This is a genomic window from Pseudomonas sp. LRP2-20 (genome assembly GCF_024349685.1).
Taxonomy (GTDB): Bacteria; Pseudomonadota; Gammaproteobacteria; order Pseudomonadales; family Pseudomonadaceae; genus Aquipseudomonas.
Genome location: NZ_AP025944.1, coordinates 2,719,604 through 2,739,643, shown reverse-complemented (window position 1 = coordinate 2,739,643; position 20,040 = coordinate 2,719,604). Strand labels below are relative to the sequence as shown.

Below are 20,040 nucleotides of genomic sequence, written 5' to 3'. Positions count from 1 at the left end.
TGAGCAGCTATCGGAGTTGCCGTTGCAGGCTTGAGGGCGCAAAGGCGACTTGTGTTCGGTAATCGAACGGATGTTGCTTGCGACTCAGGGCTGCAACGCCGGTGCCGCATTGCTCTGCCCTAGCCGCTCGTCATAACGCAACAGGCGCCCGGCATTGGTCAGCACCCACAGCGTGCTGAGGTTGTGCAGCAGCGCGGCGACCATGGCGCCCGCCGCGCCCAGCAGGCCGAAGGCGGCTGCGACGACGATCGCCAAGGTCCAGCCCAGGCCAATCAGCACATTGACCTGGAGTGTGCGTCGGCACTGGCGGCTGAGGCGAATGCAGGTGGCCAGGCGCCGCAGGTCGCCGTTGATCAGCACGATATCCGCTGCGGCCAGTGCGATGTCGGCACCGTTGGCGCCCATGGCCACCCCCACTACGCCGGCCTTCAGGGCCAGTGAGTCGTTGATGCCGTCACCCACCACCAACGGGCGGAAACCCAGCTGCAGCTCCTGGTTGACGTGGTGCATCTTGTCTTCCGGCAGGGCTTCAGCCACCACGCGGGTCATGCCGACCTGTGCGGCAATGGCTTCGGCGACACGGCTGCGGTCACCGGTCAACAGCAACTGACGCTGCAGGCCAAGCTCGCGCAGCTGCTGCATGGCCTCTGCCGACTCTGCACGCACGTTGTCGGCCAGCAGCAGCCAGGCGAGGAATTGCCCGTTCAGCGCCAGGCCGGCAATCGGGCCGTCATGCTCGGGCACTGGCGGCACCTGCATGCCTAACTGGCGGAACAGCTCCGGGCGCCCCAGGGCTGCTTCACCCTCGGCGGTGTGCGCGACCACGCCAAAGCCCTGGCGCTCGTGAATGTCCAGCAGCGCCAGGTGTTGCTCATGCGGCACCAGCGCCGCGAGGGCCCGGCTGACCGGATGGCTGCTGGCGGCGCCGAGGCTGGCCGCGAGGTTGACGATATCGGCCTGGGGCATTGCCGCCGCGGTGCCGACCACGCTGCGCAGGCGCAGGTCGCCGTAAGTCAGCGTGCCGGTCTTGTCGATCACCAGCGACGACAGGTCGGCCAGTTCCTCAAGAAACGCCGAACCACGAATCAGGATGCCGTGCCGGGCAGCCACGGCAATCCCCGCCACCGCCGTCGCCGGCGCCGACAGCACCAGCGCGCACGGGCAGGCCGCCACCAGCACGGCCAGCATGGCCTGGGCATCGCGGGTGACGAACCAGGTCACTGCGGCAATCAGCAAGACCAGTACCAGGTAGCGCCCTGCGTGGCGTTCGAGCAGCCGGGTGATGGGCGGCTTGGCTTGCTCGGCGCGCTGCATCAGGGCGATGACCTTGCCCAAGGTCGAGTCATCGCCCACCCGGGTAACCTCTACCCGCAGCAAACCGTCGAGGTTGATCGAGCCACCATGGATATCCATGCCACTGACCACTTCCAGCGGCACCGCCTCGCCGGTGATGGGCGCGGTATCGAGGCTGGCCTGCCCCTGCAGGACACGGCCGTCGGCCGGCACACGGTCACCGGCGCGCACCTCGACCTGGTCGCCTGGCTTGAGGCTGGCGTTATCGACCTCGCGCACCTGGCCATCGGCATCGATCAGCCGCGCATGGCTGCGGGTCAATTGCCCCAGCGCGGCAATGGCTTCTTGCGAACCCAGCACGCTGCGTTCTTCGAGCATGTGGCCGAAGATCATGATGATCGGCAGCAGTGCCGCGGTGGCCAGGTCGCCGGTTGCCCAGGCACCCAACATGGCCAGGGCGATCAGCTGATCGGTGAGGCCATGCAGGCTGGGATGCAGCAGGCTGTACCAGGCCGAGCGCAGCACCGGGACGGCCACCAGCAACGAAGCGCCGCCCAGCAGCAGCTGGCTGACGCCCTCTTGCGTGGGCGCCAGCCAGCGCCAGACCAGCCCCAGCCCCAGCAGGCCCAGGGCCAGCATCGCCAGGCTCAGTTGGCGCGCGGCAGTGCGCTGCTCGGCCTGCGACAGCAGGCCGGAGGTGAGGTGGGTATGGGCATGGTGATGATGCCCGTGACCATGACAAGCGTGAGTACTCATCGCGAGCAGCTCCAGAAAGGGGAATAAGGCGTGGTACTCATTGCGCGGGGCCCTGCAGGATCATGCGCCCGGCGTCATCTTTGTTGACGGTGGTGACCGCCCCGGCCCGCGCCAGTATCGCCGGCACCCGCTCGCGGTACAGGCGCAGCAGCAACTGCGGATCCTGCTGCTGGCTCAAGCCAACGATCGTCGCGGTAGCGGCCTGGGCACGGGACAGCCGTTCGCTGGCTTCAGCCTCAGCTACCTGCACGGTGCGGTCGGCGGCCTGGGTGGCCTGCTGCAGTTGCCGAGCAGCCTCATTACGGGCCTTGGCCACGGCCTGTTCGGCCTGCTGGCTGGCGGTGAGCACTGCGTTGAAGGCGCTGACGGCCGACCATGGCAACGACGACTGGATGTCGACCCGCACCACCTCGATGCCCAGGCTGGCACCCGCCTCACGCAACCGCGCCAGGCTGCCATTGATGCCCTGCTGCAGGTCACCGCGCAGGCGCTCGCGCTGATCGGCCAGACGGGCGTCGCCGCCGACCAGTTCCGGTCGCGCGACCAGGATGGCGTCCATGTCGCGCGAGGCGCAGATCTGCACGGCGTTACGCTCCACCAGGCGATCCAGCGCCGGCTGCACATGCTGCCCCTGGCGCGCGTAGGCGTAAGGGTCACTCACCGTATAGAACACCCGCACGTCCAGCTGCACGGCCCCGGCATCGCCGGTCAGCAGATAGCCAGAGCCTGCCGTGGCATCGCTGGCCAGCGTGCCGTCCTTGTCTGATTTCTGCGCAAGCTCCGAGCGCAGCAACAACTCGACCCGGCGTTCGGTCACCCGCGCTGCCGAAGGCAACATCACCACCTGCTCGAACGGCTCAGGCCAGGCCAGCAGCAAGCCTGCGTTCTGGATGCGCTGCTCGGCACCCAGGCGCAGGACCACCGCACGGTTTTCCGGCCCGACCTGACGCACGTTGCCGAACAGCCAGCCCACTGCCGCCAACAGCGCCACCACATACAGCGCCAGAAAGCCGATGCGCCCCGATTGCAACCAGGGCCCCGTCGGCAGCCTGGCCGCCAACTGCTCAGTGCTGGCCATGGTCAGCCCCCGCAGGCAGCACCGGCCCCTCGACCAAGGCGCGGAACGGCGCCGCGTCGGTACGCAACACCAGTCGCGTGCCAGGGTTGATGACCGTGCCGAGGGTGTCGAGCGAACGCAGCAAGGTGTAAAGCTGCGGCGCACTGGCATAGGCCTTGCCGTAAATGTCCGCCGCCTGCACCTGCGATTGCGCCTGGATCTGCGCGGCCTTCACGCTCGCATCGGCCTGCAGGATGCGGGCATCACGCTCGGCGGCCGACTGGATCTCGGCCGCCTTGCGCTTGCCTTCGGCAGTGCGTTCGGTCGCGATGGTCTCGCGTTCGGCACGCATGCGGTCCACCGTGGCTTCAAGGGTGACCTTGGGCAGGGTCAGGCGCTCGATGCCCACTTGCACGACGTGCACCCCATAGCTGTTGATCAGTTGCTGCTCGATCTGCTCGCGCAGGCGTTGCTCGAAGCCATCGATGCGCACCTTGCTGGCATCGACATTGACCAGGTCAGCCAGTTCGAAACCGCTGGCCGTGGTTTCCAGGGCCGAGCCCACCAGGGTGCGGATCTGCCGCGCGGCCTCGTCGGGCTGGTTCTGCACCGCGCGCATGAACAACTGAATGCTCTGCGGATCTGCCCCCACCTGCCAGGCGACATAGGCCTGGACGATGATGCGCAGGCCATCCCGCGTGCCGACATCCTGCAGCCCGCTCGACGTGGTGCGCAGGCGCAGATCGACCGGCACGGCGGCTTCGAACGGCACTGGCCAACGCCAGTTGAGCCCCGGCTCGATCAGTACCCGCGACGGGTTGCCGAAGCGCGTGATGACGGTTGCTTCGCCGACACGAACCTGCACGAAACAGGCCGTCGCGGCCATGATCAGCACCAGCAGCAACGCGATCCCGACACGCAGCCAGGCGGGACGGGCTGGCTCATGAGTATCGGCATGGTCATGGTCATGATCGTGGTCGTGGTCGTGGTCATGACCATGGGCGGTATGGGAATTCACGGGTTACGCTCCTGGGTACGGCCGGATGCGGGTTTCTGCTGCGAAGGGTCGATGGGCGCTGCATAGCTGCGCAGGTCCAGGGTCGGCGCCTGGTTCGCCGCCAGGCGGTGATCGATGATCAGGCTGCTTGCGTGCGCCATGCCTTGGGACAGCCGCTGCAGGTACTGTTCGAGGATGAATGCCTGGCCGGCGTGCAGCCAGGCGGTGTGCTCGGCATCGAAGCGCAAGGCGGCGGTGTCGGCGCTGGTCTGCGTTTCATGGGCTTCGGCGGTGGCCTTGTCGGTCAAGGTCGTGGCGCCCTGCCGGGCTTCGTCAAGCTTCTGCGCGGCCTGCCCTCGGTCACGGGCGACCAGTGCCTGGGCGGTGATCTGCGCCGCCTGTACGGCATGGTAGGCATTGGCTGCACCGGCTGGCGGGTGGATCGCCTCCACCGAGGTCGCCAGCAGCTCTACGCCGGTGTCCATGCGGTCGAGGTCGGCCTGCACCGCTTGGCCGATGTCACGGCCGAGCGCGGCACGTTCGGCCCCCAACAGACCATCCAGCGAACGAACGGCAAAATCGTGGACCAGCACGCGGTTGGCCACGCTGCGCAGCAGTTGCTCGACGTCAGCCGTGTGATAGGCCGCCGCCAGGGCGGCCGCGTCGCTCAGGCCGATACGGTAGATGAAGCGCACATCCATGTTGACGATCTGAAACCCCTGGCGCCCGCCATCGGCACCGGCGATCACCTGGGAGTTTTCGCTCAGGTGAGTGGCGTCCCACAGCCGGTTGGCCGTTGCCGGCGGTGCACCGTCGGCAGCCGCCTGGGGTTCGCTGACACCCTCGGCCGTTGTGGTCGCCAATTCATGGATGATGCTGTTGTCCACCCACAGCACCTTGCCAAATGGCCAGGGCAAGCCGACATGCAAGCCCGGGGGATACACTGCCACGGGGTTGCCAAAGCGTTCGTAGACCCCGCGATTGTTGGTCGGCACTTCGACGATGCCGGTCAGCAACCAACCGACCAGCGCCACCAGTGCCGCCACCGGCAGGAACGCCCGGCGCATGAAGGCGAACGCCCATACCTGACGCAGGTCGATGCCCAGGCGCTGGTGCAGTTCATCCTGCAGCACGGCCAATGGCCGCGGTGGCCATTGCAGGAAGTCACCCGCCAGGCTGCGTGCCACCAGCGCCGGCTCTTCGCCCGGGCGCGAGGGGCGGAACATCGCCAGCACGGCACGTATCAGCATTTCGAGCGCTGCCAGGCCAGGCAGCACACCGATCAACACCGCCAGGCGGGCCGGCCAGAGCCGCTCACCGTCGACACAGACCAGGCAGGCAATGGTCAGCACCTGCACGGCAATGACCAGCCGCAACGTCGCGGCAAGCGCCTCGGCCTCGGGCCAGGTCGCCTCGCTTTCAGCCATCAGGTGGCGCTCGAGCACCACCAGGCTGAACGCGACAACGGCCAGCAGGCCGATGGCAACCCAGGTCACTTGCCCAGCTACCGCCGGGGTCGGCAGGTCAAAGCGCCAAGCCCCTCTCACCAGCAGCAGTGCCAGACCCGCCAGGCCAACGAGCCAGGGTGTTTCTGCGCCCAGCCTGTGCCATTGCCGACGGCAGGCGTCGCCGACCTGCCGGCACCAGCGATCGAAACGGCTGAGCGACTCAGGCTCCACGGTTTCGCCTGCGGCGCGCCAGAACATCAACGGGACAGGCACCTGGCCCATGGCCGTCGCACGCCAGCTGGCCACCCGCCAGGCCGACTGCGCTGCGCCCGCCAGCAGCAACAGCATGGCGCCATTGACCGCGAGCAGGACCAACCAGTGCGAGTCAGGGCTGAACAGCCCGATCAGCCCCTGCATGACCGCCAGCAGCGCTACGCCCGCCAACGCCAGGTACATCAGCAACATCAACTGGCGCGCATGAACCCTTGCACGCTGAAATCGCGGTAAACCATCGAGGTCGGCGGCCTCGGTGTCTAGATCGACTCTCATTAGGACTCCAGGAAATACCAGGCTTCGCAAGTCATGAGCCGAACGAGCTGACGGCAACCGACGACGAGCGCCGTAACGTTATAACGACAAACGTAAAAAAATTGTCGCAAAACGTAAAATTGGCATCTGGGCCTTCAGGTGCCTGTCACAAGATCTTCAGCGCCTATGAAATCGAGCGCCGCGCGGGCGGCGCTCGATCTCGAAAGCGCTGAAAACATCGTGCCGAACCCCTATTGCTCCCCCAAAGAACCTGATCAGACGCTGCGCGTCACGCCACCGTCGACCTTGATGTTTTGCCCGGTGATGTAGGCAGCACCGTCGCTGGCGAGGAAGGCGATGGTGGCGGCAATCTCTTCACTGGTGCCATAGCGCTTGAGCGGTACGCTGTCGCGGCGCTGCTCAGTGGCCGGCAGGCTGTCGATCCAGCCTGGCAGCACGTTGTTGATGCGCACGTTATCGCCGGCGAAGTTATCGGCGAAGATCTTGGTGAAGGCGGCCAGGCCCGAGCGGAACACAGCCGAGGTGGGGAACAGGTCAACAGGCTCGAACGCCCAGGCGGTGGAGATGTTGATGATCACCCCACCCTTCTGCTTTTGCATGTAAGGCGTCACCAGCCGTGTCGGGCGGATGACATTGAGCAGGTAGGTGTCCATGCCCTTGTGCCAGTCCTCGTCGCTGATCTCCAGGATTGGCGCGCGCGGGCCGTGGCCAGCGCTGTTGACCAGCACGTCGATACGCCCCCACTTCTCGACCACGGCATCCACCAGCCGCTGCAGGTCTTCGACCGACTGGTTGCTGCCGGTGATGCCGATGCCACCGAGTTCGGCCGCCAGCGCCTCACCCTTGCCCGAAGAGGACAGGATGCCGACCTTGTAACCATCAGCCGCCAGCCGACGTGCCGCGGCCGCGCCCATGCCGCTGCCACCGGCGGTGATGATTGCCACTTTCTCTACAGACATGTTGCCTCCTTCGTTGATGAAACTGCGCTGTTGCAAGTGTCATCACACTAGCAGCGATCCGCTGAACGAGAGAGGCAGGTAAAGTTCGTCTAGCCAGTAGATTATCTTTCGTCTACCTGACCTTTGAGCCATGCCCTGACAAGGCCCAGCGCTGGCGCCTCCTGTGCCTTGCGTGGCCACACCAGGTAGAACGCCTTGTCCAGCCGCAGCTGCTCGGGGAACACCTGCTGCAGCCTGCCAGCGGCGATGTCGTCCTTGACGAAGGCATAGCTGGCGAGGGTAATGCCCTGCCCGCCAATGGCGGCGTCGATGGCCAGCGATGCCTGGTTGAAGCGCACGGTCTTCGACATCGGCTTCGGATGATCAGGAAAAAAGGCAGCCGTGAACTGCGGCCAGAAGTTATGCCCATCGTGCAAGGCAACATAACCCTGCAAGGCGGCAAAGCTCTCTGGCTTGCCCATTGCAGCCAGCAATGCCGGGCTGGCCACGGCGACGATGCGTTGCTCCATCAGCAGCTCGACGTTCAGCCCGCCACCGAACGGCGGTTGCCCGTAGCGCACAGCGATGTCGACGCCATCGGTATGGAAGTGCGAGAGACGGTCGCTGGCCAGCAGGCGCAGATCGATGTCGGGATGGGCCTCGGCGAAGTGGCCGAGCCTTGGAATCAGCCATTTCGACGCAAAGGTCGGGGTCACGCTGACGGTGAGCTGGGACGGCGCCGGGCGTAGCAGCCGGGTGGCTTCATCGATCATCACCAGGGCGCTGCGGATGCTCGCCGCATAGCCACGCCCGGCATCGGTCAGGCCAACGCCCCGCGGCAGGCGCTCGAACAGGCGCACCTGCAGGCTGGCTTCCAGCCCGCGCACCTGCTGGGCGACAGCGGCCTGGGTCACGCCCAGCTCCTCGGCGGCGAGGCGAAAGTTCAGCTGACGCGCGACCACTTCGAATACTCGCAGCGCATTGAGTGACGGCAACCCGGGGAAACCTGCAGGCATGGGAATGGAATTTCTATCGGCCAAGGTCTCCCGAGGCTACCGCCATCACCGTGGGTTTGGAAGCGCTGCCGCTCGCCGATCCATCGCAAAGGCCCCGACTAGGGGTATCCTGCCCCCGAGGCTGGGTTTCAGGGTTTGCAACGCCAATACAGGGTGACCGCCACCCCATCCACGGCCAGCACAGTCGCGACAACGAAGTACATGAAGTAGTGGTCGTGCATGAGCATTGGCCAATCCCCTGCCAGGTCAGGTTTACAGCATTGCGAGCAATTCCTGTTCCAATGGTGCACAAGGAGCAACGAATGTTTTCATCTGAACGGCTGAAGGGGCTCGACGTGTTCGTCGCCGTCGCAGACCTGGGCAGTTTCACTGCAGCAGCCGAACGGTTGAACCTCACCGGGTCTGCGGTGAGCAAGAGCGTGGCGCGCCTCGAGCAACGCCTGGGAGCACGACTGTTCAACCGTACTACCCGCACCCTGGCGCTGACCGATGCGGGTGTCACCTTCTACCGTACCTGCACGTCGGTACTGGCCGACCTGGAACAGGTAGAACATGCGCTCAGCGCCGAGGGCGATGCGCCTCACGGCAAGGTACGAATAGACCTGCCGGCCTCCTACGGCCGGTTGCATGTGCTGCCGCTGATCCTGGATTTCATTCACCAGCATCCGCTGCTGCAACCGCACATCTCGTTTACCGACCGTTTCATCGACCCGGTACACGAAGGCATCGACATCGTCGTGCGCATCGGCGGCCCGGATGCCTGGCCAGCCGGCCTGGGCCACCAGTATTTCGGTGCGCAACGCCTGATCTTCTGCGCCGCACCCAGCTACCTTGCACAGCACGGTACCCCGCAAAGCGCGCGTGATCTCGATCAGCATGATTGTGTCGGCTATGGGCACGGCGACGGCCAGGTCAGCCCCTGGTTCTTCAAGGGCCGCCAGCCGGGGGAGATGGAGCGGCGCACGCTGCAGGCGCGTATCGCCGTCGGTGATGGCGAGGGCGAGGTAGCCGCGGTGCTCGCCGGGCATGGTATCGGCCAGCTGCCGACCTGGCTGACCCAGCGGCACCTCGACCAGGGCACGCTGGTCGAGGTGTTGCCCGAGCTGGCAACGGACGGCCTGCCCATGAACCTGGTATGGCTGAAAAGCCGCGAGAACCAGCCCAAGGTGCGCGCACTGCTGGACTACCTGCTGCCAAGGCTGACACCCCATGGCAGCCAGCCCGCCGATGGCAGCAGGCCCTAGCGCTCAGGCGCGAGGTTGCGAACGGCCAGCGCCAGCAGCAGCGCGAGCAGCGCTACGGCAGCGGCCATGTAACCAAGGTAGCCGATACCCAGTTTCGACAGGGTCATGCCGCCGAGGATGGCTCCCACGCCAATGCCGGCATTGGCCGCCGAGACGTTGGTGGTGCCCGCCAGCGCCTGTGCGTGGCTGACCGAACGCATGACCCGCACCTGGCTGATCGGGTAAAGCGCGGTATTGGCGATGCCCCACAGCCCGAGCGCAACACAGAACAGCCAGCCGCCCTGGGCCAGCGCAGCCGTCGCGGCCATGCCCAAGGCCAGCAGCACGAGGAAGCCAACGGTGGCGTTGATCGGCGAATGGTCGACGACCCTGCCGCCAATCCAGTTACCGACCAGGCCAATGGCGCCAAAGCCCATCATCCACCAACCAACATCGGCCGGGGCCACGCCTGCGGCACGCTCGAGGATGTCGCCCAGGTAGGTGTAGGCAATGAACATGGCACTGAACACCAGCACAGAGAGCAGCACGTTGGCCAGGAAACAGGGTTCCTTGAAGATCCGCGCCTGCTTGAGGAATTCCACCTTGGCCGTGCGCGCTACGCTCGGCATGCACACCCACATGGCCGCCGCCATGATCAATGAAAGCCCGGCGAGCAGCCAGAACGCCCCGCGCCAGCCGATCGCACTGGCCGCCACGGTACCCAGCGGAATGCCCAGCAGCATGGCTGCCGAGATCCCCAGGTAAACCCTTGAAATGGCTTGCCCCGCTCGCTGCGGCCCGGCCAGTTGCGCGGCGGTCTCACTGGCTGTGCCCCAGAACACCGGCAAGGCCAAGGCAGGCAGCACACGGGCAACGGCCAGTACCCAGAAGCTGCTTGAGGCGGCGGCAACGGCGTTGGCTGCGGCGAACAGCAGCAGGATCGCGATGAACAGTTTTTTCCGTTCCAGGTGCGACAGCGCCGCTGTCAGGGGTGGACCGAAAAGCATTACGGTGAAGGCGAACAGCGTGACCAGTTGCCCGGCAACGGCAATCGAAATGTCCAAGTCCCTGGCCAGCGCGGGGAGCAGACCGACGATCAGAAACTCGGTGGTGACGATGAGAAAGGCGGAAAAGGCCAGGATCGCGATACTGATTCCTGCGCCTTTGGAGGTGGAAGCAACCGGTACGGTTGTTTCGTAGGCAGACATTGGGAAGCTCCGATTAATGGCCTGCCAGTTTATTCATTCCCAAATACCGAATTATTGGCGAATTGTCATTTATCAGTGGAATTCAATTCACCAATGTCCCGGTCATCGAGAGACAGGCACCCAGCCAGAACCACGGGCCTTTTGCGCAGCCTCGATTAGCTGATAGTTGCGATTGCGCAGCGCAGTGTTGCTGCCAACTCGCTGGTTGGAGCGTACCGCCAGCACTTCAGCCTGGTCGTACTGCCCCTGTTCCAGGCGCAGCACGCCCAGGTAGTGCAACGTGGCTGGGTTGCCCGGCTGGATCTGCAGCGCACGTTCCAGCGTGGCGGCGGCCTGGTCCAGCTTGCCCTGTTCATACTGGCGCGAGGCGGCCTCGATCAGCTGGGTCGAGGCTTTGTTGCTGCGCGCCGGTGCCGCGTAGGAACCCGCCTGCACGCCTTGGCAGGCGACGGCGCTGAACAACAGGAACAGTGCTGACAGCAGGCGCTGGGTCGGCATGGGGGAGGCACTCAAGAGGACAAGGAAGCGTCAGACGGATTCGGCGAGACGCTACAGACCAGGCCCGCAGCATGAAGTTCCCGAGGTACAATGCGCGACCTACGCTGCACACCAGAGATGGACAATGAACCGCCAGAAGAAACTCAAACAGTTGCTCAAGGCCCACCAGAAAAAGGCCAATGCCAAGCTGGCGCCCAAGAGCAACAAGCCCAAGTACATCAGCAAGGCCGACCGGCTGAAACTTGAAACCGAGGCCAAGGCTGCTGGCACCGATAACCCGACCGAGCCAAGCCCGACGGCCTAGCCGTTTGCCCGTGCGTCGGCTTGAGCCTGGGCACTGGCAACGGCCTGAAGCCTGGTCTGCTCACTGCGCCATGCCAAGCTCGGCATCATCCATCAGGGCCTTGGCCATCGCGCTCAGGTAGTGCGAAGCCCAGATCAACATCGGCTTCTCGTCCATCAAACCGAGGATAGTCAGTTCGCGCACATAGCCCATCAGTTCCGAGGCTTGCTCGCGGGCATCGCGGCAAGGGATGCCGGGTTCGATGCGAAACAGCGGGTGGGTCTGGTTTTCACCTTGGTAGAAGGTGGTCTTGCCGACCGTGCATTGGGTGTCGTCTGTGGTCATTGTTGATCTCCCTGAAATTTCCATCGCCTGGTCGGGCCCTTTCGCGGGCAAGCCCGCTCCCACAGAAAACACCACAGGCTTCAGGATTTGCGCTGTACCTGTGGGAGCGGGCTTGCCCGCGAAGAGGCCAGACCAGTCAGCCAATTACTTGAGCCTTAGTGCAAAGTCCGAGGCCCACCGGGCATCTGCACCTGGATAAGCGCTGACTCGAGCAAAGCCCGCAGCGCTTCCATTTCATGCATCGAGGCCATCATCAGGATCGACGCCGGTGACTTGGGCTGCAGCAGCAATGCCTGATGCACCACAGTCGTCGCGCACAGGGCGTAGTCCGTGGCCTGGATCAGGGTGTCTTCAAGGGAATGAATATCGTGGGGTGGATCGGGGACAATCTTCAACATCGCATAGTACCTTTTGTGGGCTTCCCCCTCGAATGCTGTCAAACACTCGGGTGGCAGCTGTACATGGGTTGACAGACCGGCGGACTATGCAAGTTCCGGCGCACGCAAGCGTGCCCCACGTACAGCCGCCATATCAGGCGAGCCACATGCATAATACCGTTACGGCCTGTCAAAGCCGTGTCGCTGATGAGCAGCGACACGCCGAGACTAGAGCCCTGCCAGAGCGGCCGCAACGGAAAATGCGGGGGAAGAGTATCTTTGGGAAATGGACTACAAGAAAGGGGAAAAATCTGATCATTTCCAAACGGTTTGTACACACCCGCGTGGCATACCACTCAGCCTTCGACTATGCCCCCGAACCTCAGGCCCCTTGGGTCAGCTTGGCGTGAATGTTCAGCTCTTCGGCGATGAACGCCGAGATCATGGCCCGGTACACCTGTTCCACAACCGCTGCCGAAGCACCCACCTCCTCGGCCATGTCACGCACCTTGGCAATGACTTGCTCGACCCGCGCAGGCGCGCGCACGTCATCTGTGGTTTTCTTGAAACGCGCGGCCTGCGTCACAAGCTTGCCACGCTGGGCGAGCAGTGAAACCAGGCTCCGGTCGATGACATCGATGCGCTGCCGAACTTCATCCAGAGAGGTGCAAAGTACATCCATTTTCTTGAATTCCTTTTCATGAGACGGAGATGGATCGTATCCGCAGTCGGGCAAAACAGCCAGTTGCGCGAACCCTGTGGGAGGCGCGCTTGTCGTAGCGACGAACCACGGCGATGGACCGCGAAGCGGCCACACTAGCCAGCGACTGATATACAGGCTCTAGAACACGAATGGCTGCATCGACCCATAGCGGACGACGCATGCCTAAGGTTTGCGTGGTGTCTGGCGCTACATACCCCACGGCGAAAACATCCGAGTCCTCACCAGCCCCAAATCAGGTACGTCGCCAGCACCATGCAGGATTGAGACTCCAAGCGTCCGTGAGACCGTTATTCCATGCGGGATAGAACTTTTAACCCTACCTCGCTCATCTGGTATGGCATCCATTTCGCCTCTGGTCGACCGCCATGCTGCCGATAGAACGCTTCAGCGCTGTGATTCCCGGCCAACACGTCCCACTTCAACCTCCCCGCTCCCTGCTCCAGCGACCAGGCAGCAACCTGGCTCAGCAATGCTGCTCCGAACCCTTTTCCCCGGTCACTGGGCGCCACGAACAGTTCCTTGAGCACTACGGTCGGTCGCAAGTCATAAGTGAAAGGGATAATCAACCCGACGGCATAGCCAGCGATACCTTCTGCGCCCTGGACGACAAAAACATTACACTCGGGGCTCTCGCCAAACGCACGTGCAAGCAGCGCGTTTTCATCCACTGCGAATTCATCGAGGTACCCCTCGAATTCCGCCAACGCCCGCATGAGCCCAATCAGCGCGGGTACATCCCCGCGCAGTGCCGGCCGAACGCAGCCCTCTCTACTCAACATGCGCAGGAAACGCCGTTGCCGAGGGCAGAGACATTCTCGCCAACCAGCGAGAAGCCTTCATCGAGCCAACCGGTGACCCCTCCGATCATTTCCTTGACTGGATAGCCCAGTTCAGCCAAGCGCACCGCCGCCCGATGTACGCCATTGCAATGAGGGCCAGCGCAATAGACAACGAACAGCGTCTGACAAGCATATTCGGCCATCCGCTGTGCGCTGATCATGCGGCTCGGGATGTTGATAGCACCCGGCACATGCCCAAGTGCAAAGGCCTCGCTGCTCCTGACGTCGACCAGTACATAGTCGACTTCACCCGACTGCTGGCTGCGCTGAACGTCCGAACAGTCGGTTTCAAATGCCAGGCGCCGCCTGAAGTGCAGCGAGGCATCGGAGGGGTTTGCGGCAGGGTATTCGCTGACCACGCTAGGCATGGGTATCACTCCTCGATTGAAAGTGCGCCCATTGTAGGAAGCCGACCGATACCGCTACAGTGGCGCACTCGACAGTGACCGGTAGTTTTCCGCCAATGCTCAACGACCCAGGTTTGGTTGCCGTGCTGGCCTATGACGGGCTGTGTACGTTCGAATTCGGTATTGCCGTGGAGATTTTCGCTCTGCCACGCCCGGAATTCGAGTTTGCCTGGTACCGCCATCGCATCGTCGCCATCGACCCCGCGCCGATGCGGGCGGCAGGTGGCATGCAGGTGCTGGCCGAATTCGGGATGGAGTCGCTCATCGATGCCCAGACCATCATCATCCCCGGTTGGCGCAGCCGTGATGAACGCCCGCCACAAGCGCTGCTGGACGCCTTGATCGCCGCCCATCAGCGGGGCGCCCGGTTGCTCTCGATCTGTTCAGGGGTATTTGTACTCGCGGCCGCAGGCCTTCTGGACGGCAAGCGCGCCACCACCCATTGGCGGTATACGGATGAACTCGCGCAACGCTACCCCTGTATCGAAGTGGATCCGGGTGTGCTGTACGTGGACAGCGGCCAGCTGATTACCTCGGCAGGTAGCGCTGCCGGGATCGACGCCTGCCTGCACCTGGTGAGCCGGGACTTTGGCACCCATGTCGCCAACGCGGTTGCGCGGCGCCTGGTCATGGCGCCGCAGCGCGCGGGGGGGCAAATGCAGTTCATTCCAGCACCGGTTGCCCAGAAGCCTCGCGATGATCTGGCATCGGTACTGGAATGGGCGACCCGTCATGTGGATAGCCTTCTGACGGTGAAGCAAATGGCGGCCAAGGCACTGATGAGCGAACGCACCTTCCTGCGACGGTTCAGCGAAGCGACCGGCATGGCACCAAAAGCCTGGCTGCTTCAGGTTCGCATGAATCTGGCGCGCGACCTGCTGGAAAGCAGCCCGTTGAGCAATGAGCAAATCGCTGGACGTTGCGGGTTCGCCTCGGCGGAAAGTTTTCGTGCAGCCTTTCGCAAGGCCGTCGGGCTGGCACCCATGGCCTACCGTGCGCAATTTGGAAGGCACTGACCCAATCAATCCTTCCCCGTGATGAAGCGAGCCACTGCTATCGATCTCGAATCAGATCCAGACGTCATTCAGCGCTGTTCGCTCCCCGCCTTCATGACCGGTATTCAACACCCCTCGCGGCTCGATCATCATGAGTCTTGTTTCCGTCTCAGCCGCTGTTCTGTGCTCCGGCTCCCACAGGTATAGTGCAGGCCTGCAGGCCGGTGATATCCCTGTAAGAGCCGGCTTGCCAGCGAGGGGTTACTGCCGGCGCATGGTGAGAATCGCCGCACCAAAGCCAATGAACGTGGTGCCGACCACCCGGCTCACCCAGCGCGACAGCGCCGGCCGGGTCAGCACACCTTTGGCCCGCGCGGCCAGCGCGGCATAGAGGCTCAGCGACGTCAGCGACAAGGCCACGAAAATCCCGGTCAGGGTCAGGAACTGCGGCAGCAGCGGCGCGCCCTGGTCGATGAACTGCGGGAACAGTGCAGTGAAGAACAGGGTCGCCTTGGGGTTGGTGACGGCGGTCAGGAACGCCGACTGGTACAACTTCATCGGGGTCGGCCTGCTGACCTTGGCCGCCGACTGATCCATCAGCATCGGGCCTTTCTTGAGCAATTGACGGGCACCGAGGTAGAACAGGTAGCCGGCACCGATCAGCTTGACTGCGTTGAACAACATCTCTGAACTGGCCAACAAGGCCCCCAGCCCGAGCATGGCGGCCGCCGACAGGCAAAACAGCCCCGTGCCATTGCCCAGCGACGACCACAGCGTGCTGCGCTGGCCATGGTTGAGGCTGTTGTTGATGGCCATCAAGGTGGCCGGCCCCGGGCTTGCGATGGCGATTGCAGCGACCAGGGTAAAGGCGAGAAGCGAGTGGGTATCCATACGGCAGGCTCAAGAACAGTGCGGAGCCAGCATCTTACACAAGCGCAGCGGCTTCAGTCGCTGCCCTGGCGCTTGGCGTTCTTTTTGCTGATGGCCTTCATCCGCGTGGCCGCGCGTTGCACGGTGGCCATCTTCTCCGGGCGCTTCATGCCGCGCCACTTGCGGATTTCCTCACGGGTGCGGCCGCAGCTCACGCACAGCTCGCTGTTGAGCTGGCAAAGCGAGACGCAGGGGTTTTCGATGTCTTTGGCCATGGCGGGCTCCGATTGCGGGCGCGCATCATACCCTGTATGAAACCGCGCCCACAGATTCGCCAGCTCAAGCTGCCGCAGCACGCCCACCCTCACTGCTGACCTCGAACTGCCCCACCAGCTTCTGCAACTTGCTGGCATTGGCCTTCACCGTCTCGGCACTGCTCTGCAACACCACCGCTGTCTGGCGCATATCACTGGAGGACTGGTTGACCTGGTCGATGGTCTTTCCGTACTCCATGCTGCGCCGGTTGAGCTGCTGGATGATTGCGAACATCGCCTCCACCGCCTGATGCAGCTGGACGTTCTCCGACGAGGCATCCTCCGCCAGGCGCAGGCTGTCATCGACATCCTGCACGCCCTCCTCCATGAAGTTCACGGCTTGCTGGGTTTCGTTCTGCAGGCCTTCGACCATGTGCCGGATGTCGTCGGCAGCACGCGAGGTACGCGCAGCCAGGCTGCGCACCTCGTCGGCCACCACCGCGAAACCACGGCCATGCTCCCCGGCCCGCGCGGCCTCGATGGCGGCATTGAGGGCCAGCAGGTTGGTCTGGTTGGTGATGTCGCTGATCAGCCCGGTGATGTTGCCGATCTGGCCCATGCGGCTGTCGAGCAACTGCACGCTCGACGAGGAACGCGCCACCACATCGCGAATCGACTGGGTGCCGGCCTGCACGGCCAGAAACTGTTCGCGGGCGCGGCTGACCACCTCGTCCATGGCCTGTTTCATCTGCTCAGCGCTGACCGATGCCTGCTGCAGCTCGCCCAGCTGTTCTTCCATGATGATCATCATCTGGTGAACCGCGTCGGCCACATCGGTGGAAGTCACGCTCGCCGCCTGGCTGCGGCCCAGCATCATCTGGTTGGTGGCGCCCACCGTGCGACTGGCCTTGACCACCTGCCCGACCACCGCGTCCAGGCGGTCGATGAAGCTGTTGATCCAGCGCGCCATGTCGCCACTTTCGTCATTGGCCATGGCGCTGGTGTCCAGGCGCTGGCGCAAGTTGCCTTCGCCTTCGGCGATGGTGCGCAGCACGCCGCTCATGCCGTTCAGGCGTGCAGCCAGCCGCTTCGGCCCGAGCACACTGAACAGCAGCGTGGCGGCAACCATGCACAGCGCCTCGATGGCGTCGTTCAGCCCCTGTGGCAAGCCGGCGTAGTGCTGCACCAGGTAGTTGCAGCCGAACAGCCCGGCCATGGTCGCCACGTAGGGCTTCATCAGCCCGTAGCTGAGCGAACGGCGGCGGTAGACTTCTTCCAGGTCGGCTTCACACATCATCCCCCAACGGTCTGGCGAGCCCGGCAACTGGAACGTGACGCCCTTGCCCACCACCGGCACATGGCGATAGTCCGAATAGCCTGGGTAGGTCACGAACAGGTTGGCCCCGTGACGGATGGTTTCCCGTACACCGGGGTGCAGTTCACGGGTGGAGGGGTCGGTGAAGCGCAGTTCCAGCTCGGTGTGGCGCTGGATCTGCACCGTGGTCCAGGGCGTGTGCACGCCGCTCTTGAGGTTCTCGCCGTGGGTGAAGGTGCCGTCCTCGAAACGCGAACGGGACAAGGCAGTGCCTGGCTCGATGGTGCGGTCGAAGTGCGACTGCGCCATGAACAGGTAGTTGTCGCCGGATTCGGCAAAAATGTGCCCGGCTTCACGCTGGATCAGGTCACCGAGCACATCGTTGGGCACCCGGCCACACAGGCAGCCGACGGTTTTGCCTTCGCGCTTGAGCGGCTGGTAGAACATCAGCGTCACTTCATCATGGAAGCGCGACGACGACGGGCCGATCTGCAACGTCAGCGGGTCGCTGTAGGGGCCGTGGAGGAACGGCGCCTTCAGGCCCTGGGCCAATGCCTGCATCTGGTCGATCCGTGAGTTGCCGCGCTTTGCCCAGGTAGAGACGGTGACATTGCCAGCGGTGTCGATCACGCACAGCTCGGAAAAATCTTTAGCCTGGGCCAGCTTGTCGAGCAACACCGAACGGTCGATCTCAGCGCCGCCTGGCGCCATCTGCTCCGCCAGCTCGGCCAGGTGCTCCCACTGCTCGCGGGCCCAGTTCTGCAGCAACTGCACGCGGGTCTGGGCGATGGCTTCGAAGGTCTGCTCGACCACCGGGTAGTGCGCGCGGTTGAGGTGGCAGGCCCAGCCCATGCTGAACTTGCCGGTCTTGCCGAACCACGGCAGCCAGCCCTTCTCGCTCGATGACAACTGCATGGAGCTACTTGAAAGCGACATTATCTTCACCATAAGCGACATCAGATGGCAAAGTGATAGCAAGTTGCACGCCAACTCGTGTGCAAGCTAACTATCGCGCTTTCCAGCGGTCCACGCACCCTGCAAGCGCACTGGCAGGGTGCACCCGTTCAAACGCGCCCCATCACGGGGCGATTGTTCTGGCGATGAATCCGAGGAAGAACCGCAGACTCACGACGATTGGCCCTGCAAGATTGCCTGCATTAAGCTCATGCAGACTTCCGGAGACCCTACTTTGCATTTACCTCTAATCCTTCGCAGAGCCGAGCCCGTTGACGTCGAGGCCATCACCGGGCTGGTCCAGGCGGCCTACTCGCCCTATATCGCGCGCATCGGCAAACCGCCCGCTCCGATGCTGGATGACTACCGCCAGGTTATCGCAGACGCAGAGGTGCATGTAGCACTGCAAGGAAAGCGCGTTGCCGGCGTGCTGGTACTGGAGCCTGAGAGTGACGAGATGCTGCTGGTCAATGTCGCCGTGTTGCCCGAGTGCAAGGGCCAAGGGATTGGCAAGGTGCTGATGCAGCTGTGCGAAACCCGGTCACGGCAGGTTGGGTGCAGCGCGGTGCGGCTGTATACCCACGAGCGGATGACCGAGAACATCGAGCTCTATAAGAAACTGGGTTATGTCGAGACTCACCGGGCCGAAGAGCAAGGGTTTTCTCGTGTGTTCATGCGCAAGGCCCTGTAATCCTGCTCTGGCCCCTTCGCGGGTACAAACCCGAGACATCGCTTACATTGCAGACCGATAACAACCAGACCCGTAACAACCTGTCGCTGGCGCGGAACAAGCAAGGCTCGGACAGCTTCCTCAATATGCTCGACGCCCAGCGCCCGCTCTATTGCGCGCAGCAGGCGCTGATCAGCCTGCAACTGGCCGAGCAGGTCAACCGGGTGACCTTGTACAAGACGCTCGGCGGCGGCTGGCAGGGATAAGACAATTTTCACATCTGCTTCACTCCAGGGCCACAAACCCGAGGATAAGGTGCTGCCAGCCTTGTCCTCGGAGTGGCAGCATGCTGGAAAATGTTATTGCGACGCACCCGCGCCTTCTGCGCCCGAAACGCCGGAAACTGCCTGCAGTCTGGCTGTTGGCCGTATTGCTGGCCATCATGGCGTTCGGCCTCTGGCACGTGCTTCGTCCGCATGTCACCAACTTGGGCAGCCCGCAACTGATGAGCGAAAATGGCGTCTACAGCGCCTGGAACAGCGGCAAGGTGATTGTCCTGGTCCGCCATGCCGAACGCTGCGACCGCTCCAACCATGCCTGCCTTGGCGACCCTGCCGGCATCACCGTTGACGGCAGCCAGGCCGCTGCCGCCGTCGGCGACGGCATCCGCCGCCTGGGCCTGGCCAATGCCGATATCCTCAGCAGCCCGGAAGTCCGCACCCAGCAGACCGCGTCGTTCGTCTTCGGCAAGGGTATCGAAACCCAGGAATGGCTGGCGCGCTGTGACAGCACCTTTGCCAACGCCGCCCTGGCGCACAAGCGCGAGGGCCACAACCTGGTGCTGGTCACCCACAGTGGCTGCATCGATCACCTCGAACGGCAACTGCGCGTAGCAGGCGGCGAACGCGTTGCCGGCTATGCCAGCACCCTGTTCATCAGCAAAGACAGCAACGGCAAGGCCCACTTGCTCGGGCAACTCAACGCCAACCAATGGCAGACACTCAACAGCAGCACAGGGAAGTAA

At 63.6% G+C, this 20,040-nt stretch carries 21 protein-coding genes and 2 pseudogenes; 6 read left to right on the top strand and 17 right to left on the bottom strand.

What is annotated here, in order from left to right:
- Window positions 1–84: 84 nt before the first annotated feature.
- The 6 genes from OCX61_RS12130 to OCX61_RS12105 all read right to left on the bottom strand — a co-directional run bounded on the left by OCX61_RS12130 (window position 85) and on the right by OCX61_RS12105 (window position 8,054).
- On the bottom strand, window positions 85–2,049 hold the full coding sequence (locus tag OCX61_RS12130; protein WP_261944022.1) for a heavy metal translocating P-type ATPase: 1,965 nt from the start codon (window positions 2,047–2,049) through the stop codon (window positions 85–87).
- A 37-nt stretch (window positions 2,050–2,086) separates the two neighbouring features.
- Complete coding sequence (gene hflK, locus OCX61_RS12125; protein ID WP_261944021.1) at window positions 2,087–3,127, bottom strand: protease modulator HflK; 1,041 nt, start codon at window positions 3,125–3,127, stop codon at window positions 2,087–2,089.
- The gene (gene hflC, locus OCX61_RS12120; RefSeq protein ID WP_261944020.1) at window positions 3,114–4,124 is read right to left on the bottom strand and encodes a protease modulator HflC; all 1,011 of its coding nucleotides are present in this window, start codon (window positions 4,122–4,124) and stop codon (window positions 3,114–3,116) included. The genes hflK (OCX61_RS12125) and hflC overlap by 14 nt, the downstream gene beginning before the upstream one ends.
- Window positions 4,121–6,100: a protease modulator HflK gene (gene hflK, locus OCX61_RS12115; RefSeq protein ID WP_261944019.1), complete on the bottom strand. Its 1,980-nt coding sequence runs from the start codon at window positions 6,098–6,100 to the stop codon at window positions 4,121–4,123. Before hflK (OCX61_RS12115) ends, hflC begins: the two co-directional genes overlap by 4 nt.
- Window positions 6,101–6,354: 254 nt before the next feature.
- Window positions 6,355–7,059, bottom strand: a complete 705-nt coding sequence (locus OCX61_RS12110) for an SDR family oxidoreductase (RefSeq protein ID WP_261944018.1) — start codon at window positions 7,057–7,059, stop codon at window positions 6,355–6,357.
- Window positions 7,060–7,160: 101 nt separating this feature from the next.
- Complete coding sequence (locus OCX61_RS12105) at window positions 7,161–8,054, bottom strand: LysR substrate-binding domain-containing protein (RefSeq protein WP_261944017.1); 894 nt, start codon at window positions 8,052–8,054, stop codon at window positions 7,161–7,163.
- Window positions 8,055–8,356: 302 nt separating this feature from the next.
- On the opposite strand from OCX61_RS12105, the gene OCX61_RS12100 reads away from it, so the two are divergent.
- Window positions 8,357–9,298: a LysR family transcriptional regulator gene (locus tag OCX61_RS12100; RefSeq protein WP_261944016.1), complete on the top strand. Its 942-nt coding sequence runs from the start codon at window positions 8,357–8,359 to the stop codon at window positions 9,296–9,298.
- On the opposite strand, the gene OCX61_RS12095 is transcribed toward OCX61_RS12100, so the two are convergent.
- A complete protein-coding gene (locus tag OCX61_RS12095) occupies window positions 9,295–10,485 on the bottom strand; it encodes an MFS transporter (protein ID WP_261944015.1) in 1,191 nt (396 codons plus the stop codon). The genes OCX61_RS12100 and OCX61_RS12095 overlap by 4 nt on opposite strands.
- Window positions 10,486–10,587: 102 nt before the next feature.
- A complete protein-coding gene (locus OCX61_RS12090) occupies window positions 10,588–10,983 on the bottom strand; it encodes a tetratricopeptide repeat protein (RefSeq protein ID WP_261944014.1) in 396 nt (131 codons plus the stop codon).
- A 124-nt stretch (window positions 10,984–11,107) separates the two neighbouring features.
- On the opposite strand from OCX61_RS12090, the gene OCX61_RS12085 reads away from it, so the two are divergent.
- On the top strand, window positions 11,108–11,287 hold the full coding sequence (locus OCX61_RS12085) for a DUF2986 domain-containing protein (protein WP_261944013.1): 180 nt from the start codon (window positions 11,108–11,110) through the stop codon (window positions 11,285–11,287).
- Between the two features lie 60 nt (window positions 11,288–11,347).
- Here OCX61_RS12085 and OCX61_RS12080 read toward each other — a convergent pair whose 3' ends face one another.
- The 5 genes from OCX61_RS12080 to OCX61_RS12060 form a co-directional block, all read right to left on the bottom strand.
- Window positions 11,348–11,611, bottom strand: coding sequence for a DUF3077 domain-containing protein (locus OCX61_RS12080; RefSeq protein ID WP_261944012.1), 264 nt, complete (start codon window positions 11,609–11,611; stop codon window positions 11,348–11,350).
- A gap of 155 nt (window positions 11,612–11,766) precedes the next feature.
- Complete coding sequence (locus OCX61_RS12075) at window positions 11,767–12,009, bottom strand: hypothetical protein (protein ID WP_261944011.1); 243 nt, start codon at window positions 12,007–12,009, stop codon at window positions 11,767–11,769.
- Window positions 12,010–12,370: 361 nt separating this feature from the next.
- Window positions 12,371–12,670: a chorismate mutase gene (locus OCX61_RS12070; RefSeq protein WP_261944010.1), complete on the bottom strand. Its 300-nt coding sequence runs from the start codon at window positions 12,668–12,670 to the stop codon at window positions 12,371–12,373.
- A gap of 329 nt (window positions 12,671–12,999) precedes the next feature.
- Window positions 13,000–13,491 (bottom strand): GNAT family N-acetyltransferase, encoded by a 492-nt coding sequence (locus tag OCX61_RS12065; RefSeq protein WP_261944009.1) that lies wholly within the window; start codon window positions 13,489–13,491, stop codon window positions 13,000–13,002.
- Window positions 13,485–13,919, bottom strand: a complete 435-nt coding sequence (locus tag OCX61_RS12060; protein ID WP_261944008.1) for a rhodanese-like domain-containing protein — start codon at window positions 13,917–13,919, stop codon at window positions 13,485–13,487. The genes OCX61_RS12065 and OCX61_RS12060 overlap by 7 nt, the downstream gene beginning before the upstream one ends.
- 95 nt (window positions 13,920–14,014) lie before the next feature.
- Between OCX61_RS12060 and ftrA the strand changes: the two genes are divergently transcribed.
- Window positions 14,015–14,974, top strand: coding sequence for a transcriptional regulator FtrA (gene ftrA / locus OCX61_RS12055; RefSeq protein ID WP_261944304.1), 960 nt, complete (start codon window positions 14,015–14,017; stop codon window positions 14,972–14,974).
- A 51-nt stretch (window positions 14,975–15,025) separates the two neighbouring features.
- Here the strand turns inward: ftrA and OCX61_RS12050 are convergent.
- The 4 genes and pseudogenes from OCX61_RS12050 to OCX61_RS12035 all read right to left on the bottom strand — a co-directional run.
- Window positions 15,026–15,142, bottom strand: a pseudogene (locus OCX61_RS12050) (cupin domain-containing protein); the annotation flags it as partial.
- A gap of 72 nt (window positions 15,143–15,214) precedes the next feature.
- Entirely contained in the window at window positions 15,215–15,844 is a 630-nt protein-coding gene (locus OCX61_RS12045) for a LysE family translocator (RefSeq protein WP_261944007.1), read from the bottom strand.
- A 53-nt stretch (window positions 15,845–15,897) separates the two neighbouring features.
- Entirely contained in the window at window positions 15,898–16,098 is a 201-nt protein-coding gene (locus OCX61_RS12040; protein WP_085677616.1) for a DUF1289 domain-containing protein, read from the bottom strand.
- Window positions 16,099–16,162: 64 nt separating this feature from the next.
- A complete protein-coding gene (locus OCX61_RS12035; RefSeq protein ID WP_261944006.1) occupies window positions 16,163–18,328 on the bottom strand; it encodes a methyl-accepting chemotaxis protein in 2,166 nt (721 codons plus the stop codon).
- A 229-nt stretch (window positions 18,329–18,557) separates the two neighbouring features.
- Between OCX61_RS12035 and OCX61_RS12030 the strand changes: the two genes are divergently transcribed.
- The 3 genes and pseudogenes from OCX61_RS12030 (at window position 18,558) to pmrG (ending at window position 20,040) form a co-directional block, all read left to right on the top strand.
- Window positions 18,558–19,037 carry a GNAT family N-acetyltransferase gene (locus OCX61_RS12030; protein WP_261944005.1) on the top strand — a complete coding sequence of 160 codons (480 nt, stop codon included), beginning with the start codon at window positions 18,558–18,560 and terminating at the stop codon, window positions 19,035–19,037.
- 104 nt (window positions 19,038–19,141) lie between these two features.
- Window positions 19,142–19,282: pseudogene (locus OCX61_RS12025) on the top strand (transporter); the annotation flags it as partial.
- An 80-nt stretch (window positions 19,283–19,362) separates the two neighbouring features.
- Window positions 19,363–20,040, top strand: coding sequence for a lipopolysaccharide core heptose(II)-phosphate phosphatase PmrG (gene pmrG / locus OCX61_RS12020; protein WP_261944004.1), 678 nt, complete (start codon window positions 19,363–19,365; stop codon window positions 20,038–20,040).